Source organism: Arthrobacter sp. MYb227, assembly GCF_002975435.1.
GTDB lineage: Bacteria > Actinomycetota > Actinomycetes > Actinomycetales > Micrococcaceae > Paeniglutamicibacter.
The window spans coordinates 42,819-58,376 of sequence record NZ_PCPT01000014.1 but is presented as its reverse complement, the minus strand read 5'-3'; the positions used below and the strand labels follow the sequence as shown (position 1 = coordinate 58,376).

Below are 15,558 nucleotides of genomic sequence, written 5' to 3'. Positions count from 1 at the left end.
AGGTCCGCAGGCGTTAGGCACGTAAAGCTACTTTCCTTGCACCTTGGGCTGTGCCCCGGTCTGAGGATGATTCGTTGCCTTGCCTTGCGTCGTCTTCGGCGCGGCATCCTTGGGCGCTGCGGCCTTACTTGTTTGCTCAGACTTTACTGGAGCTACGGGTTTTAGCCCATGCTTATTGCGGTATGCATCCATTTGGGTCAGCCGGCGTCGTAATGAATCTCCGCGATGCACATCTCCCCCGCTAGTACCTTTGATATGCGCCGCACCGAAATGCCAGAGCAATACATCGTCAAGCAGTCTGTCCGGACCCGGGGAGTATCGGTGATCAAGCGCCGCACGCACCGAGGTAATCACCTCGGGCTGCAACAATGCCGCAAACTCACGGGTAGTACTCAAACCGTGGGCTGCCACCAACTCCGCTGCCCAGCCCCAATCATCATCGGATTTTCGGTCAACGTGGGGCAAAAGTGTCTGCCAAATGAATTGGATGCGCCCGGCGGAAAGTTCAACGGATCCCTCGCCTTCAACATCCCAAAATCCGCTAACGGTTTCAAACCTTTCGTGCAGCTCGGAGAATTGATCTTCGGCCGCCTCAAGCATTGCTGCAGTTGCGGTGAACTGCCTATCGATGTGGGGACTCCAGGCACGTGGCTCGGGATTTTTGAAGCGGATATCATGCTCAATTTCGCTCCACGCGTGGGAGAGAATGGTGCGGATCTGCACCTCAAAGATGAAATTTCCGGTGATTTTTGCGTCGTCTTGGAGTGCAGCCTGAAAATCTCGCACAATTTCTTCGCCGCGGGTCTTGAGGATCAGGTGGCGGCTTGAGTAGCCGTAGGTTCCGGATTCGACGGAGCCAATATCTTTCTCGCGATCCGATCGGCAGTCAAAGTCCGAGCGTCGGCGCTTGATAAGATTTGCCGCGTCCCTGATCTCGTAGGGCAACTTCACTATCACTCGCACACCCACGATGTCATGGATTTCGCGTAATGGGTGCGGAAATTCGAGCTGTGGGGCATCATCGGTTTCTTCCCGAGCGCTCATGCGCGAGGCCTTGTCCCTAAAGGATTCGACGGTTTTTACTCGCGCGACGACAAAGAGCGGCTCGGTGTCTGTCTCTTCAAAGAGTGCAGCGATTCGCCCACGCATTGCTTCGGCAACACGCTCAAGTTTGGGACGGGCCACCGCGTAGCGTTCTACGCTGCTCGCCACCGACTCGCGCAATGATTCGTCGAGTGTTTCCCAGGGGGTGCCCACATGTGCCTCCTACAGCTGGTTACTTAGATGCCTTGCCTTGCAAGGTTCTGCGCCTCGTGCCGATTGCAAGAACCCCAAGGCGGGGATAGCGGCACGGCACATCGCGGAAGTGATCTACGTTTCAGCCTATCAACACACAACTTCTCGTGCGGCGGCGCGCCGCACCCAAGCAACCCGATAGTCGCCTGTGAATACTCGGGGAACACAAAACCCCACGCCTACGACGCCGCAGCCCGGAAAATTCCGGTGCAACGCTCAAGGCGTGGGGTTAGCGAAAGCCTAGTTCTTGTTATCTACCTGCTGGGCAACCTCGTCATAGAGCGGGGATGCGCCGGTAGTTTTACCTGCCGGAGTCAGCATCTGGACCTTACCGGTCCCGGATTTTTTGTTTCCGTTAGGTACCGCAGCGGAAGCCGATACCTGTTGGGAGCCGGCGCCGGGCTGAGCCGGGTTTTTGGCAGCGGCACGCTGAGCTTCAACCTTGCTCTCGACACGTGCCCGAGCAATATCTTCTGCAGCCTTGAGGCGTGCTGCTTCAACGCGTTCGGCCTCCGCTACCTGCGCATCGGCCATGGCCTGGGTGAATCCATCGTCATAAGCAAGCGAGTACTTCTCCGATTCGATCGCTTCCTCGTCGTACTCGGCGGCCGCACGCAATTCTGCTGCCTCGGATTTCTTCTGGTACATGTGCACCGTCAGGTGCGTAATTGCCAGCAGCACGACCGGTGGCATCGCCGCAACCAGCGCGGAGACTAGCGGTGGAACCCCATCGGCAATCGAATCGACGGTCAGGATCGCGTGAGTTGAGTTAGCCGCCGTAGAAACGATGGCGCCAAAGAACAGCAACGTCCAGGGATAAACCATGGCACGGCGGTTGTGGCCGTTAAGCGCCACAATGGCGACGGTTGAGGCGACAATCATGCCGTCGATGATGATCGGCCAGATCCAGGCGAGGTTCGGTGCAATGCCCGAACGCTGGGCCAAATCGGTAAGTGCGGCAAACGAAAGGACGAACGCTCCAATGGCAATAACAACAGTTGCTGCAACTGCGGTACGCAAAACGGCCTTATGCGGTTCGTTTGGGATCTTTTCGGTGGTGCTAGCTGTACTCACTGGGCCTTCATTCGTCGTCTGGTCTATTCGCGGTGAACGTGGTTCTGATGCTGCGCATTCCCCAACGCGTTCCGATGATCACAAAACCTTGATGATTCTACGTGCTTTGCCCCCCAGCAGGTGAACAACGTGCGCCATCTCTCCCGTCTCTTTCGACCCACTACGACCAGGTCCTTGGGCTCAATGCCGAGCGGCTGGCCGCTGGCATGGCCGGATATCACCTTCACCGCCGGTGGCCAAGGGGAAATCCTGTGCCAATCATCACCAGCAACTGCCCGCGGCCCCATGCCCCCAAATCCGCACATAGCGGCTATTGTTAACAGTGGGCCTTCATCCCCGTTCTCCCCATGGCATTCCAGCCACCGGAACACAAAAGGCCCCACCCCCAAAAACCCCTAAGCAGCATCGGCATGTGTTCGGTGCGCGAATTCCGTGACTTCGCGCGCCCTTCCATCACCCAGCTTGCAGCTCGTTCGACCCAGCAGGAGAAGCGCACCTCAATGACAGCAATTGCCCCGGACCACGTCGAAGACTCCCTCATGGCACGCCGGTATGAAGAGCAAATCGAGCCGGTTAACCGTCTGCTCGACGAGACGCAGATGTTGCGTCCAGCAACCTCGGTCTCCTACGTGGACCCGGTGCATAACATTGAAGAAGCACGCATTATCTCGCTGTATTCAAACATTGGCGTTGCCAACGAATCGGGCTTCATTGATGCCGGTTCGCAGGAAGCTTCAACCCGCATGCTTGGCATGCAGTGGCAGCTGGGCCTGCGCCCGGAATTCATTCTGCCGTGGAATGTTTCCCCATGGCACACCCCGGGTGAAGCAAATGGCAAGTTCACTCCCCCGGAGATCACCTCGGGACTAAAGCCGCTGCTGCGCCTGCTCAAGGCAGTACCGCGCGCCTCGGTATTGATTGCTCACGGCACCGAGGCGCACCGCCTCTCCGAGCAGCTGCTCAAGACCCAGAACCCACTGCTGTGGCGTCGTGGGTTCAAGACCTACAAGGTCAAATCGCTCGATGGCCGCGCCTTTGCCGGTTCCCCGGAGCGCCAGCAGGCGCACCTAGAAGAAATCTACGCCGCCTACGCCGATGCCATGGCGCGCACCGGCCTTGCCGCAGCAAAGTAACTAGCACTCCCTTCCGTTAGACGGTACGTCGGACCGCCGGCGATTCCGCCACGCGCACCCACCCACGTACTGGATAAACTCGAGGATATGTCTATACAAACCCCCGCGACCATGACTCGCCCGCAGAAAACACAGCTCGGGCTTCTCATGGGTATCGTGGGGGTTTTGTACACTGCCCACTCGTTCCTGCGTTTTCGCAACTACGAATCACGCGGCTACGACCTCGGCATCTTCGATCAGGCCATCCGCCAGTATTCGATATTCAAGGCGCCCATCGTCCCGGTCAAGGGCGTTGACTTTAACCTGCTGGGTGATCATTTCCATCCGATTTTGGCCCTCCTGGCACCGCTGTACTGGATTTGGGATGATCCACGCATGCTCGGCATTGCCCTAGCCGGGTTGCTGGTCTCCACCGCAATCCCCGTTTACCTCTTCACCCGGGAACGTTTCGGACATCTTGGAGCGCTACTCACCGCCGCAGCATTGCTACTCTGGTGGCCATTCCAGGCCATCGTGAACTGGGAATTCCATGAGGTTGCCTTCGGCGTGCCGATCATGGCCTGGATCATCTGGGCGTTCGACAAATCCCGCTATTGGTTGGTCGTCGGACTTTCGGCATCCTTGCTGTTGGTCCGTGAGGACATGGGCATCACCATGGTTGCCGTGGGCATTGTGCTGCTCTTCCACAAACAATGGGCCAAGGCCGCACTGACCGCAGTGCTGGGCCTGGGCGGCTATGTTGTTGTGACAAGCTACCTGATCCCGCTCTTCTCCCCCGCCGGCGAATTCACCTATTGGCAGTACACGGCCCTTGGCTCTAGTGCCGGTGCCGCGATCGTGTACCTGCTTTCCCATCCGCTCAAGTCCCTGGCTATCCTCTTTGACCACCAGCTCAAGGCTGCCCTCTGGCTGTTGTCCTTGGCGCCGCTGGCACTGTTGCCACTTGCCTCGCCCTATGTAATCCTCGGCGCACCGCTACTGCTTAGCCGGCTTTTCAATGATCGGCTGAATACCTGGGCTCCGGTGTATCAGTACGATGCGATCATGGCCCCGATCTTCATCCTTTCCGCGGTTCACGTACTGGGCAAGCTCATCAGGCGGTATAACTGCTCGAAAATCAAGGTTATTGCCCCGGCCTATCTGTTGCTCTTCGGCCTGATTGGTTCACTCTTCTTCCACTCGGTATTCCCGCTGGGCCGCACACTCACCGGCGCCAATTGGGCTCCGGGCTCACTTGTAGCAGCCAAACAACGCGCCGTTGAGATGATTCCCGACGGAGTCTGCGTCGAATCGGCCGACACCCTGGTTCCGCACCTGACAACCCGCACCTACGTTGGTCTGCATGGAGATATTGGTACAGATCTTTCAAGCTGGATGATCATAGACTTTAACGAACAAGAACTCGGTGGCTGGGATCCACTGAATCCGCCCCAGGCTCTGCGCCGCGCTAAGGCGCTGGGCTTTGCCCAGGTTGCACCCATAGATTCAGGAATCATGGTGTTGCACCGTGACGTCCCGGTCAATCCAATCTGTTCGGATTACCTCAAGCGCTAAAGCGTAGGCAGTTTAGTTCCTCAAGGGACTTAAATTCCCTACGCTTTAGCTTTCTGATGTGCCATCTGGGAGCTGCGGAATACTCCTTTATGGATCGACCCAATACATACCCTCTTCCCTACTTTTTGCCTCTAGCCTGAGACCTCGGGAACTCAGAAATCCACTAGAGTCGTCATCAATTCCCTTCATCCCCAGACTCCGAGCGTTACCCTCACATGCGGGCGGGGTTCAAGGCCTCATGCGATGCAAAGATCTAAGCTCCACTTCCTAGCGAAAAGCACAGGACCCAAGATGCCCTAGACACGTCGGCATTGCAGGGCTTGGCGATTTCATGGATTTTGTCAGTTTGAGACACTCCACGTACACAAAAGGCAGAATGAAACTCGCCTGTGAGAGAGTCTCATCCTGCCTTTGTGAACGTGAATCAACGAATATTCCCGTTAGCTGTTAGGCCTTCGTGGTGGCCTTTGCACCAAGCACAAAGCTATCTGGAAGGTTTTCAAGTGGTCCGGCCAGCGGATCATCAATGCCCTCGGCTCGCACCAGATCTTGCTCAGGATTGCGGATGTCCCCGATGATCTTGATGCAGATGTAGCTCAGCATGGCCATGTGCGCCACGATACCGATCCCGTAGAGGATCTCAATGGTCCAGGAACCGCCGAAATATTCCATGTTGGAGACGTACTTGGCGCTCCAGAGCCACACGAACACCCAGTGGAACACCTCGATGGCCTGCCAGAGAAGGAATTCGCGCCACTTGGGCCGGGCCAGCACGTAGAGCGGGATCAACCACATCACAAACTGTGGCGAGTAGACCTTGCCGAAGAGCAGGAACGCGGCGACGATCAGGAACGCCAGTTGAGCCATGCGCGGGCGGCGCTTGGCGGTCAGCCCCAGGTAAGCGATGCCCAGGCAGGCCAGACCGAAGAGTCCGTTGGACAGATAAGACATGGTCGAACCATCCATCCCCGTCCAGACAAATGCCAGCCACATCGAGGAGTTGCCCGCTGGGCGATCCCCGGAGAATGTATAGAAGCGGCTCCACTCGTCGAACGCGGTGATCATGAACGGGACGTTGATCGTCAGCCAAGCCACGACGCCCGAGGTCAGCGACACCCAGAAATGCCGCATCCGCCCGGTGCGCAGGCACAGCACCAGGATCGCGCCGAAAAGGAAGAACGGGTAGAGCTTCGCGGCGGCGCCTAGGCCCAGCAGCACCCCGGCCAGCACGATGTGTTTGCGGGAGAACGCCAAAAGCCCGAGCATCGCCAGCATCACGGCCCACAAGTCCCAATTCAATTGGCTGGTGAGGATGATGCCCGGGGCCAATGCCACCATGATCGCATCGCGGCTGCGGTGCTTTGCCGCGTAGGCAACTGCAATAACCACTACGGCCCAGCAGATGAACGACAGTGCCGAGTTCAGATCAAAGTAGGCAAGCTGGCGTTCGGGCGAGAAGCCCATGCCGGGGATGACCATCGCGGTGAGCCCGGCCATGATGGCCAGCAGCACCGGGTATTCAAGCGCTTGCTCTGCCGGCAGCCCGGTGAAGTAGGGGAAGAGCTTGTCGGCCATGCCGCGGGTGCCAAAGAGCTGGGAGAAGTCCGAATAGCACATGTGCAGGTGCTGTTCGGCATCGGGCCAGCCGTTGATTCGGCACCATTGCTTACTCAGCACCGCAATAACGGCACCGATCACGGTGAGGATGAGCAGTCCGATGATGACCGGACGGGTTGCCTCCCGGGCATTAAACAGGTCTTTAACCGGTTGCATCACGATCCGGCTGCCTCATTTCTTCTTGAAATTTTACGTTTGGAAGTTTTTGTTTCGGTGCGTGTTTCACGGCAGCTGGTTCGCGCTCCGTGGAGGGTGCGTAGCGGATCGGCGCCAAACATACTTGCCGTCTTCGGGTCAAGGAAGACCAGATAGACCATGTAGGCAAGTCCGACGAGGGCCGCGAATATCCTCATCCAGAGCAGTGAGAACCATTGGCCAACCGAGATTTGGTCGACAACGCCAGCCAACACCAACAAGAGGCACAGCACGTAGAGCGCTCGTTCCCAGTTGATTGGATAACGTCGTGAGAGGGCAAAAAATGGGATCAACCAGAGCAGATACCAGGGCTGAATAATCGGGGCCAGCACCACTGCGGCGCCCAATCCGTACCCAGCATAGAGCAGTGGTGGACCAGCGGGCTTGCGGATGGCCAGCCAGAAGATCAATGCCAGCGAGCCGAGTCTAAACAGCGAGAAAACAATGCCGGAAACTGTGTGTAGATCGGCTCCGAAAAAGCTTGTCACCCAGCCGATCAGCATCCCCAGCAGACCCACCGGAGCGTAGGGGAATGCCGCACCTCCGGCATTCGCCATTGCCGAAATCCAGCCAAACCACAGACCAGATGTCCATCCCAAAAATGCTAGCAGAGCACCGGCAACGGCACCGGTAAGTAGCCAGGCACGAATCTTTGTAGAAAACTTCGCGTCCCGGGCGACCATGGCAAGGCCAAGAAATGGTAGGACAAGGACAACTATTGGTTTGATGGCGATGGCCAGGGCTGCCACAAGCACACCCAGGACATGCCGCCGATTATAGACAAGCAGGAAGCCCAGCAGCACCCCGCCAATCATCAACCCATCGTTATGTACCCCGCCAATCATGTTCAACAAGAACAGTGGGTTGGCAACGGAGATCCACAGCGCCCATGCTCCGTCTCCCCCGGTATGTACTGCAAGGCGTGGAATCGCGTATACGCACAGCAGCACCCCTGCTACAGCAACCAAGCGCATCATCGCAACCCCATACTCCGGCACCCCTGCGGAGAGGAAGTAGGTGATACGTGCATACATCAAAAAGAGTGGGCCATAGGGAGAAGAAGATTCGGCCCATAGCGAGTCGGAGCCCTGGGCAAACCAGCCAGGCAGCTGAGATACCCAGTCCTTATAGGGCGAGAGTCCCGCATGCATGAGCCGCCCCTGGCCCAGATACGAGTACACATCCTTTGAAAGGATGGGGAAGGAGAACACCAGCGGAATGCTCCAGGCCATAATTGCGCGTCGCAAGATCTTCAGCGGATCAATATGTGCAGCTTGTGATCGTTGGCGCAAGCGTAACCATGCCCTGAACAGCAACATCGAGCCAAGGGCCAGCAACAACGTGCACAAAATGACACCGAGGGTTTCAACACGTAACGGAAGTAAGTATTTTGAGCGGGAAAGTAGCGATTCCTGCGAACTAGGAATCCAGCCGACACCCCAAGATCCAACCATCACCATCAATGAAGCAAGCAGCCCCTGCCAGATGGCAATATCCGGACTATTTTCTCCGCCGCCGGTTAGACGGCGTAGCCCGGGCACCGTGGCGCTGAATACGCGCACCGATTCTAGGTTGCGTGTTGCTGCAACGATTCGTGAACCCAGAGTTACCCGTTCCACGCCATTGTTGTCTCCCCGGACCCGCTCATGGCGTTTCCCCGGAGCATCATCGGGCGTGGGCTTTTCTTCTTCGCCTACGATCGCCGCGCCTCCGAACCTTTACCGGATGCCGAGGGCCCGGCACCCGGGTGGCTTCCCCCAAAACGTTTAGGTACCAAAGAACTAAAGAGCACCTTGGTGCGCGGATCAATAAACGCTAGGTAGAACATCATGAGCCAGGAGATCGCCGTGGATAGGTGCTTGACCCACGGGTCCAATACTTCTAAGAATTGCCAGATGAAAATCTGGTCTGCTGCTCCAAAGGCAATAAAGAACGCGGTGGTGAAGTACACCCAAAGAAGCTGCCAGTCATTCCTGATTCCGGTGACGGCAAAGAATGGTAGCAACCACAGGATGTACCAAGGCTGAATGATCGGAGAAAGCACTACCAACGCGGAGAAGGCAAGGGCCATGCGTTGGACTAGGTGCGAATGTTTGCCCTTGAAGATCAGGAGCAAAACGATTCCCACCGAGGACAGACGTCCGACCAATTTCAGTAGCGGCAGGATCCAATCCGTGGGCAGCCCGATGGTTGACAGAGCACCGGAAAGTAGATGGTTCAGGGCACCTAGTGGTGCGAAGATTACCGCGCCGGTTCCGGTGCCCAGCATGACACCCAACCAACCAAACCCATACCCATTGGCCCAGCCAATGACCGCCATGATCAGCCCGACGAGTCCTGCGGTGTAGAACCAGTAAAGAATTCTTCGTCGCCAACTGGCTCCTGCCCCCGCCCATAAAAGACCAATAAACGGCAAGAGCACCAGGGTAATTGGTTTGATGCCGATGGACGCGGCGATCAGTACCACGCCGATCACACCACGCTTAGTAGCCGCATAATAGGTTCCCGCGATCGCAAGTCCCACCATCAACGCATCGTTGTGAGCCGAAGCTACAAAGCTAATGAGGAACAGCGGGTTAGCTACCGAAATCCAGGTCGCTTTGGCACCTGAAATTCCGTGCAGGGCTGCAAGTTTTGGAACGTAGTACAGGCACATGATCACCCCGACAAAGGCCACCAAGCGGAATAGGAAGATCGAAAGGTCCGGGCTGGTACCTACCAGCCGGTTTACCCAATATTCAACGTTCAGATACAGCGGCCCGTAGGGGGTTTCGGATTCAGCCCAAGTAATATCGGCACCCAGCTGGAACCAGTTGCTCAGCGTGGAAATACCGTCTTTGTAGGGGTCTTGTCCGGCCGCAACAAGACGGCCCTGCCCGATGTAGGCGAAAACGTCTCGTGAAAAGATCGGCAAGGCCAAGAGCATGGGGATGCTCCAGAGCCATACCGCTTTCTTGATCAATCCCAGGGAGCCTTCCGGCCAACCGGCAAGCTGCTGTCCTAATCGAAGCCAGGCCCTGAAAAGTATCCAGCAGCCCAGGGTCAGTAGCACGGTGCAAGTAATGACACCCGGATAGTCGGTGCGTACAGCAATGAGAAGCGGGTGCCGGTTCAGCGGTGAAGCACTGGCAAGCCAACCCACACCGAATGAACCAAGGGTAATCATCAAGGATCCGATGACACCCTGAATCAGTGGTGAGAGGTGAATACCCTGCCACTTGCGAGCCTTATGCTCCGATGCAGCTTTTTGTGAGCCGTTGATACTGGACCCGGTCTTGTTTTTAAGCAGTTTCTGCTCCGAAGTTACATCGTGCAGGGACGGGGCAGCCGAATCGCTGTGCGGTATCGGTTCCGGATCGGCCGGTATCATCGGATCCATTGGGCGCCTTCCCCCCTGTCTCATAAGTTTCTTGACTCTTTGCTGAATTCTTCGAGAACTTTGTGCGCTAGCTCATCGCCGCTTGATTTTTTACCAAGGCAACGGGTTGAGCGTCTCACAAAGCTGTCGCTAGGCAAGCAGTGACATTGAGCGGCTAGTTTGCCGTGTACCGCAGTCATTGGCGCTTCTGGCCCGTGCGGGGCACACAAAAACACATAAACCTAGTAAAAATCAAGTCCGATCCTAACATTGTGAACCCTGAATTCTCTGGATAGAAGCACGCTTGCGCGCTACCTCACACATCCATCGACTCGGATGTGCACGCCCACCACTCCTCAAGGGCCGAGCAGATGCAGCCGTCGCAGCGAACAAAGCAGAAGCGTACAAGTCATACCCGGAAGCACCGCGTGTGCTCCACACCAGCGAGCCCAACCGGCCATAGGCTTACTACCGTGCCGCTAAACAACCGGCGCTCAGCACTTTTCCCCCCTGCTCACCACAGTCTCAAATATTTCACACCGAGGAGCCTCATTCATGGGTCGACGAGCCAAAGCACCGGAGCAGGCACCGGCACGCAATCACTCACTACTTGGCTGGGGCATCTTTTTGAGCATATTGCTCGGTTTCTTTGCCCCGCGGCTGGGCATGAGCATCAACGCGTCAATAGCACTGGCCGGCACCGGCCTTGTGGTGTTCGTGCTGACCTGGTTCTTGGGTTCGGCAAAATCCTCTTCACGCAGCGGAACCTAAAGCAACATCACGCAAGCTGCCGAGTGGCTCACCGAACGCCGCCGCGTACTCCTAGCTCCCTGCGCCGCCCCGATGCCCCGGTGCATCGGGTAAATTGGGCTTGTGCCTATTACTAACGAAAAAATTGTATGGATCGACTGCGAGATGACTGGGCTGTCCCTGGAAACCGATGCTTTGATCGAAGTTGCGGTCCTGGTGACCGACGCAGAACTCAACATTCTCGGTGCTGGAGTCTCGGTGGTGATCAAGCCGCCGGTAGCGGCCATCGAACAAATGGGTGACTTTGTGCGCAATATGCACGTCGTCTCCGGACTGCTCCCTGAGCTCGATGCAGGTATGTCGATGCAAGAGGCAACCTCCATCGTTATGGATTACATCCGCTCCTACGCCCCGGAAGCAAACAAGGCGCTACTTGCCGGCAATTCCGTGGGGACCGATAAGAATTTCCTGGCCCGCGATATGCCCGAGGTCATCGAGCACCTGCACTACCGCATCTTGGATGTCTCAACTATTAAGGAACTTGCGCGCCGCTGGTACCCCAAGGCGTTCTTCAATGCCCCTGACAAGACCGGCAATCACCGTGCTCTGGGAGATATCCGAGACTCAATCGATGAACTGAAGTACTACCGCGCCACTGTGATGGTGCCTGCCCCGGGCCCAGATAGCGCTTCGGCCAAGGCTGCGGCAGCCGCAATTTCCGCGGAATCTCGGGCTGATTAGGCGCTGTGTCGCAGAACACAGGCCGAAAGGGGCAATCCGAGTTGGCATTGCACCCCCAAGTGTGTGTAATATAGTTCTCGTTGCCAAGCGCTACGGACAAGAGTTCGGAAGGGCAAAGCAACTAGCCTCACGGCGAACTTGGTGGGTATAGCTCAGTTGGCAGAGCGTCTGGTTGTGGTCCAGAAGGTCGCGGGTTCAATCCCCGTTACTCACCCCAATGAAGCCGCTTCCGGACAGTATTTTCCGGAAGCGGCTTTTCTCATTCCCGCACAACGACGTCTCCCCACAACTGGACGGCACAGTACGCAGGTGAGAGAGCATCGAACCAAAATTTGACCCCCTGGAGCTCGAACAGCACCTCGACTCCGCGAGCGGAAGGCCAGCGAGAATGAAACGCACACTCTTGGAAGAAGACCACGAGCAATTCCGCGAGTTGGCCACCGAATTCAACATCCGGGAAATCTCACCGCACTACGCCGCGTGGGACCAAGCGCACATCATGCCGCGCTCGCTGTGGAGTTCCGCAGGTGAGGCGGGCCTATTGGGTCTTGCCATCCCCGAGGAATTCGGCGGCATGGGCATCGATGACTACCGTTACCGCGTGGTGATGGATGAGGAATTCGTGCGCTCCGGACACCTCGGCGTCGCGCTGGCCTTCCACCTACAAGAAGATCTGGTTCTTCCCTACCTGCTGGCTTATGGTTCGCAAGAGCTCAAATCCAAATGGCTGCCGGGTATGGCCGCCGGTGACATCGTCACATCCTGCGCCCTGACCGAACCCGGAGCCGGATCGGATTTACGCTCGGTACGCACCAAAGCGGTACGCGAGGGAGATAATTGGCTGATCACCGGCCAGAAAACCTTCATCGGCAACGGTGTTTCCGGGGATGGCGCGGTGGTGCTGGCACGCACCGATGGTGGCACCGGACGTGGAAGCGAGGATTCTTACTCGCTGTTCATGGTTTCGCGCGGCCCGGGATACACCAACGGCAAGCAGCTGGACAAGATGGGCGTGCGCGCCTCCGATACCGCTGAGCTATTTTTTGATGCTGTGCCAGTTCCCGCCGCTGACCTCATCGGAGAACAAGGAGCGGGGCTTCGCTACGTCAAGGAACAGCTACCCCAAGCCCGGCTTGCCATTGCCGTTGCCGCCTCGGCCGTGGCACGTGCCTCGTATGATCAGGCACTTGCCTATGCCTCCGAACGTCACGCATTTGGTGACTCACTGCTGCAATTCCAAAACACCCGTTTTGAACTTGCCAACATGCTCACCAGCGTCGAGGTCACTCAGGGTTACGTGGATCGTGCGGTGCTTGCCTTTAATGCCGGTGAGCTAGATGAAATTGCCGCTGCGCAGGTAAAATTGTGGGCGTCCGAACAGGCCAAGAAGATTTCCGATGCGGCTCTGCAATTACATGGCGGTTATGGCTACATCCTCGAGTACCCCATCGCCCAAAGCTTCCTTGCCGCCCGCTTGCTGACCATCTTTGGTGGAACAAGTGAGATTATGCGCGAGAGCATCGGCCGCTCACTGGCCAGCGGCCGGTAACCGATACTAGCTTCCCTCCCCCACCCCGTCTTACTAGGAGAAACACCTTGAGCATTCGCCCGGTCACGATTTATGGCGAACCCGTGCTGCACACCCGCGCCGCGGAGGTCACCGAGTTCAACGATGAACTTCGCACCTTGGTTCAGGACATGTATGACACCATGGATGCCGCCAACGGTGTCGGCCTTGCGGCCCCACAAATCGGTGTTGGCCTGCGCATTTTTACCTTTGAGTTTGCGCATGAGGACGAGGCTCCAACCCGCGGTGTGGTGATCAATCCACGTTTGACGCTTTCAAAGATTTCCGGGGCCACCCCCGATGTCGATGAAGACGTTGAGGGCTGCCTTTCGGCTCCTGCGCTGAATTTCCCGCTCAAACGCGCCGAGTTCGCTCGTGTTGAGGGTTTCGATGTTGAGGGTAATCCCATTTCCTTTGAGGCAACCGGCTGGTTTGCACGGATCATGCAACACGAATACGACCACCTAGATGGCTACCTATACGTCGATAAGCTCAATGACAAGTGGGCGCGACGTTGGAAGAAAGCCCAGAAGTCACTCGAATGGGGACTTCCCGGGCTGACCTGGATGCCGGGTACCGATGAGGATCCCTTCGGTCATTAGACCAGCCCTTGCAGGGCTTTTCCCCCGCATGGTGTCCGCTAAGCGGTTGTCCAAGCCTGGCGCCACTACCAACAAGCAGTTTTAGGATAGAACCATGAGCAATTCCTCCACGGTGAATATGACACAAGCTGTGCTGGATTTGTGTGCGGTGCCCGCGGCCGAGCAAGAAATCTGCGCACGGATGCTCTCCGGTCAGGCCGATGCCGGTACGCGCAAGGCCATCGAGTTGCTTGCGGAGCGGTGGGGCGATGCCCAAGCGCCGCTGCTTAAGCACGTTGATGGAATCACCGAGCGCCAGTGGATCGAGGCACTGCTGCGTTTTTCCCCACTGGCAGCCGAACGGCTTGAAGAGGCCGGCGTTGTTCCGATGATCATCGAGGCAACACTCGCTGATTTTGGTAAACAACTTGAGCTGCATCGGCAAACCCATGGTGAATTTGGGCTGACTACCTGGTGGTGGCTGCTCCTACATTTCTCCGGCGCGCTTTTTAGACTCGGTCGGCTTCAATTCCATCTTCACCCGCAGAATCCCTCAGGGGAATCGGTGGTAGGAATCCACATTCCCGAAGACGGTGCCCTAGACCCGGCGGCGGTCGATGCATCACTGAACTTGGCTGCCCACTTTTATGCCGAGCACTATCCGGAAATCCTTATTGATCACGCCTATTGCGACTCTTGGTTGCTGGATCCTGCGCTGGCGGAAGGGTTACCGGGCAGCAATATTGCGGCATTTGCAGCACGTTTCAGTGATGTTCGCCTGCGCGATGCACAGGCCGACGCCCTCTACTTCACCTTCCGGGTACCCGCGGATGCCGATGTTTCCACCTTGCCACAAGATTCGTCGCTGCAGCGATTGGTGCTTGCGCGCATTGCCGCAGGTGGCACATGGCAATGCGGCAAGGGAACCAGCCCTTGGCCGGTGCCAACAAAACCAACGCTCCCGCCACCGGTAACAGTAAGAAACCTGTAGGCTTTTTGCTCTCAGCTTCGGCCAGCTATTCGCTGATCTGTTGGATGAAGAATACCGAACCGTTTTCAATGGCCCCGCTGCATTCCGTGATGGCTTTGCGGTCGGCGTCCGTTATCGGCACTCCCCCACCACCAAAACTAACTTCGTCACCTAGCTTGTATTTGTGTCCCTCAATATCGATTCCCAATGCTCCACCATTGGTTTCGGTCAATACCGTGGTGCCGGGGAACGCCGGAAGCGTCACGGTATTTTCATCACCCTTCACCCCGAGACAATTTCCGGGGCCGGTGACAAGTGTCCCCTCCAACAAGGCCTGCATTGAGGCTTCTTGCAATCCGAAGTTGGAGTGGACGAAGCGTGGTTTTGAATCCGAGACGCTCAGTGTCACTGCCATGGGGCTACTAGAGCTGGGCGCCGGTTCGGGTACATTGGCGGTACACGAGACCAGCAGCGGTAACACCAAAAACCCGGTCAACAACATCGACTTTTTCAAGATGGTCGCATTCCTTAGGTTGGTTGGCTTCCGCAAGCAGGCTGCATGGCATTGGATTCAGCGTAGCTTCTGAATCTGCGGGTTGAGAAGCGCCGTTGCGGCATCGTTAGGCAAAAAGGAACCAAGGGTCTCCCCCGGGCACAAGAAAGCGGGCCGCCCACACCAAGAATTTGATGTGGGCGGCCCGCTGACTAAGCTACTTCCCCCG

General features: G+C 57.1%; 13 protein-coding genes and 1 tRNA gene. 8 read left to right on the top strand and 6 right to left on the bottom strand.

Annotated elements, in window-relative coordinates; genetic code table 11:
• Positions 1 to 27: 27 nt before the first annotated feature.
• A complete protein-coding gene (locus CQ018_RS17975) occupies positions 28 to 1,257 on the bottom strand; it encodes a GTP pyrophosphokinase family protein (protein WP_105551381.1) in 1,230 nt (409 codons plus the stop codon).
• Positions 1,258 to 1,536: 279 nt separating this feature from the next.
• Positions 1,537 to 2,370 (bottom strand): DUF2637 domain-containing protein, encoded by an 834-nt coding sequence (locus tag CQ018_RS17970; protein ID WP_258142722.1) that lies wholly within the window; start codon positions 2,368 to 2,370, stop codon positions 1,537 to 1,539.
• Positions 2,371 to 2,870: 500 nt separating this feature from the next.
• Between CQ018_RS17970 and CQ018_RS17965 the strand changes: the two genes are divergently transcribed.
• Both CQ018_RS17965 and CQ018_RS17960 read left to right on the top strand, forming a co-directional pair.
• Positions 2,871 to 3,503 carry a hypothetical protein gene (locus CQ018_RS17965; RefSeq protein ID WP_105551410.1) on the top strand — a complete coding sequence of 211 codons (633 nt, stop codon included), beginning with the start codon at positions 2,871 to 2,873 and terminating at the stop codon, positions 3,501 to 3,503.
• 87 nt (positions 3,504 to 3,590) lie between these two features.
• Positions 3,591 to 5,057: a DUF2079 domain-containing protein gene (locus CQ018_RS17960; RefSeq protein WP_258142718.1), complete on the top strand. Its 1,467-nt coding sequence runs from the start codon at positions 3,591 to 3,593 to the stop codon at positions 5,055 to 5,057.
• Between the two features lie 447 nt (positions 5,058 to 5,504).
• On the opposite strand, the gene CQ018_RS17955 is transcribed toward CQ018_RS17960, so the two are convergent.
• The 3 genes from CQ018_RS17955 to mptB (CQ018_RS17945) form a co-directional block, all read right to left on the bottom strand.
• On the bottom strand, positions 5,505 to 6,830 hold the full coding sequence (locus tag CQ018_RS17955; protein ID WP_105551379.1) for a glycosyltransferase family 87 protein: 1,326 nt from the start codon (positions 6,828 to 6,830) through the stop codon (positions 5,505 to 5,507).
• Positions 6,830 to 8,488 carry a polyprenol phosphomannose-dependent alpha 1,6 mannosyltransferase MptB gene (mptB, locus tag CQ018_RS17950; RefSeq protein ID WP_105551378.1) on the bottom strand — a complete coding sequence of 553 codons (1,659 nt, stop codon included), beginning with the start codon at positions 8,486 to 8,488 and terminating at the stop codon, positions 6,830 to 6,832. The genes CQ018_RS17955 and mptB (CQ018_RS17950) overlap by 1 nt, the downstream gene beginning before the upstream one ends.
• 74 nt (positions 8,489 to 8,562) lie before the next feature.
• Positions 8,563 to 10,248 carry a polyprenol phosphomannose-dependent alpha 1,6 mannosyltransferase MptB gene (mptB, locus tag CQ018_RS17945; RefSeq protein WP_258142716.1) on the bottom strand — a complete coding sequence of 562 codons (1,686 nt, stop codon included), beginning with the start codon at positions 10,246 to 10,248 and terminating at the stop codon, positions 8,563 to 8,565.
• A gap of 534 nt (positions 10,249 to 10,782) precedes the next feature.
• Between mptB (CQ018_RS17945) and CQ018_RS17940 the strand changes: the two genes are divergently transcribed.
• The 6 genes from CQ018_RS17940 (at position 10,783) to CQ018_RS17915 (ending at position 14,857) form a co-directional block, all read left to right on the top strand.
• Positions 10,783 to 10,998, top strand: coding sequence for a hypothetical protein (locus tag CQ018_RS17940; protein ID WP_105551377.1), 216 nt, complete (start codon positions 10,783 to 10,785; stop codon positions 10,996 to 10,998).
• A 102-nt stretch (positions 10,999 to 11,100) separates the two neighbouring features.
• Positions 11,101 to 11,718: an oligoribonuclease gene (gene orn / locus CQ018_RS17935; protein WP_105551376.1), complete on the top strand. Its 618-nt coding sequence runs from the start codon at positions 11,101 to 11,103 to the stop codon at positions 11,716 to 11,718.
• Between the two features lie 141 nt (positions 11,719 to 11,859).
• A tRNA-His gene (locus CQ018_RS17930) sits at positions 11,860 to 11,935 on the top strand.
• A 171-nt stretch (positions 11,936 to 12,106) separates the two neighbouring features.
• The gene (locus CQ018_RS17925; protein ID WP_105551375.1) at positions 12,107 to 13,267 is read left to right on the top strand and encodes an acyl-CoA dehydrogenase family protein; all 1,161 of its coding nucleotides are present in this window, start codon (positions 12,107 to 12,109) and stop codon (positions 13,265 to 13,267) included.
• Between the two features lie 47 nt (positions 13,268 to 13,314).
• Entirely contained in the window at positions 13,315 to 13,887 is a 573-nt protein-coding gene (gene def / locus CQ018_RS17920; RefSeq protein WP_105551374.1) for a peptide deformylase, read from the top strand.
• A 94-nt stretch (positions 13,888 to 13,981) separates the two neighbouring features.
• Positions 13,982 to 14,857, top strand: a complete 876-nt coding sequence (locus tag CQ018_RS17915; protein ID WP_105551373.1) for an acyltransferase domain-containing protein — start codon at positions 13,982 to 13,984, stop codon at positions 14,855 to 14,857.
• Positions 14,858 to 14,882: 25 nt separating this feature from the next.
• Here the strand turns inward: CQ018_RS17915 and CQ018_RS17910 are convergent, their stop codons facing one another.
• Positions 14,883 to 15,350 carry a hypothetical protein gene (locus CQ018_RS17910; protein WP_181149994.1) on the bottom strand — a complete coding sequence of 156 codons (468 nt, stop codon included), beginning with the start codon at positions 15,348 to 15,350 and terminating at the stop codon, positions 14,883 to 14,885.
• Positions 15,351 to 15,558: the final 208 nt, after the last annotated feature.

Coding starts and splice junctions, on each gene's coding strand:
- CQ018_RS17960 (WP_258142718.1), top strand. CDS start 3,591: ATGTCTATACAAACCCCCGCGACCATGACTCGCCCGCAGAAAACACAG.
- CQ018_RS17940 (WP_105551377.1), top strand. CDS start 10,783: ATGGGTCGACGAGCCAAAGCACCGGAGCAGGCACCGGCACGCAATCAC.
- CQ018_RS17955 (WP_105551379.1), bottom strand. CDS start 6,830: ATGCAACCGGTTAAAGACCTGTTTAATGCCCGGGAGGCAACCCGTCCG.
- mptB (WP_258142716.1), bottom strand. CDS start 10,248: ATGGATCCGATGATACCGGCCGATCCGGAACCGATACCGCACAGCGAT.
- CQ018_RS17965 (WP_105551410.1), top strand. CDS start 2,871: ATGACAGCAATTGCCCCGGACCACGTCGAAGACTCCCTCATGGCACGC.
- CQ018_RS17925 (WP_105551375.1), top strand. CDS start 12,107: ATGAAACGCACACTCTTGGAAGAAGACCACGAGCAATTCCGCGAGTTG.
- CQ018_RS17915 (WP_105551373.1), top strand. CDS start 13,982: ATGAGCAATTCCTCCACGGTGAATATGACACAAGCTGTGCTGGATTTG.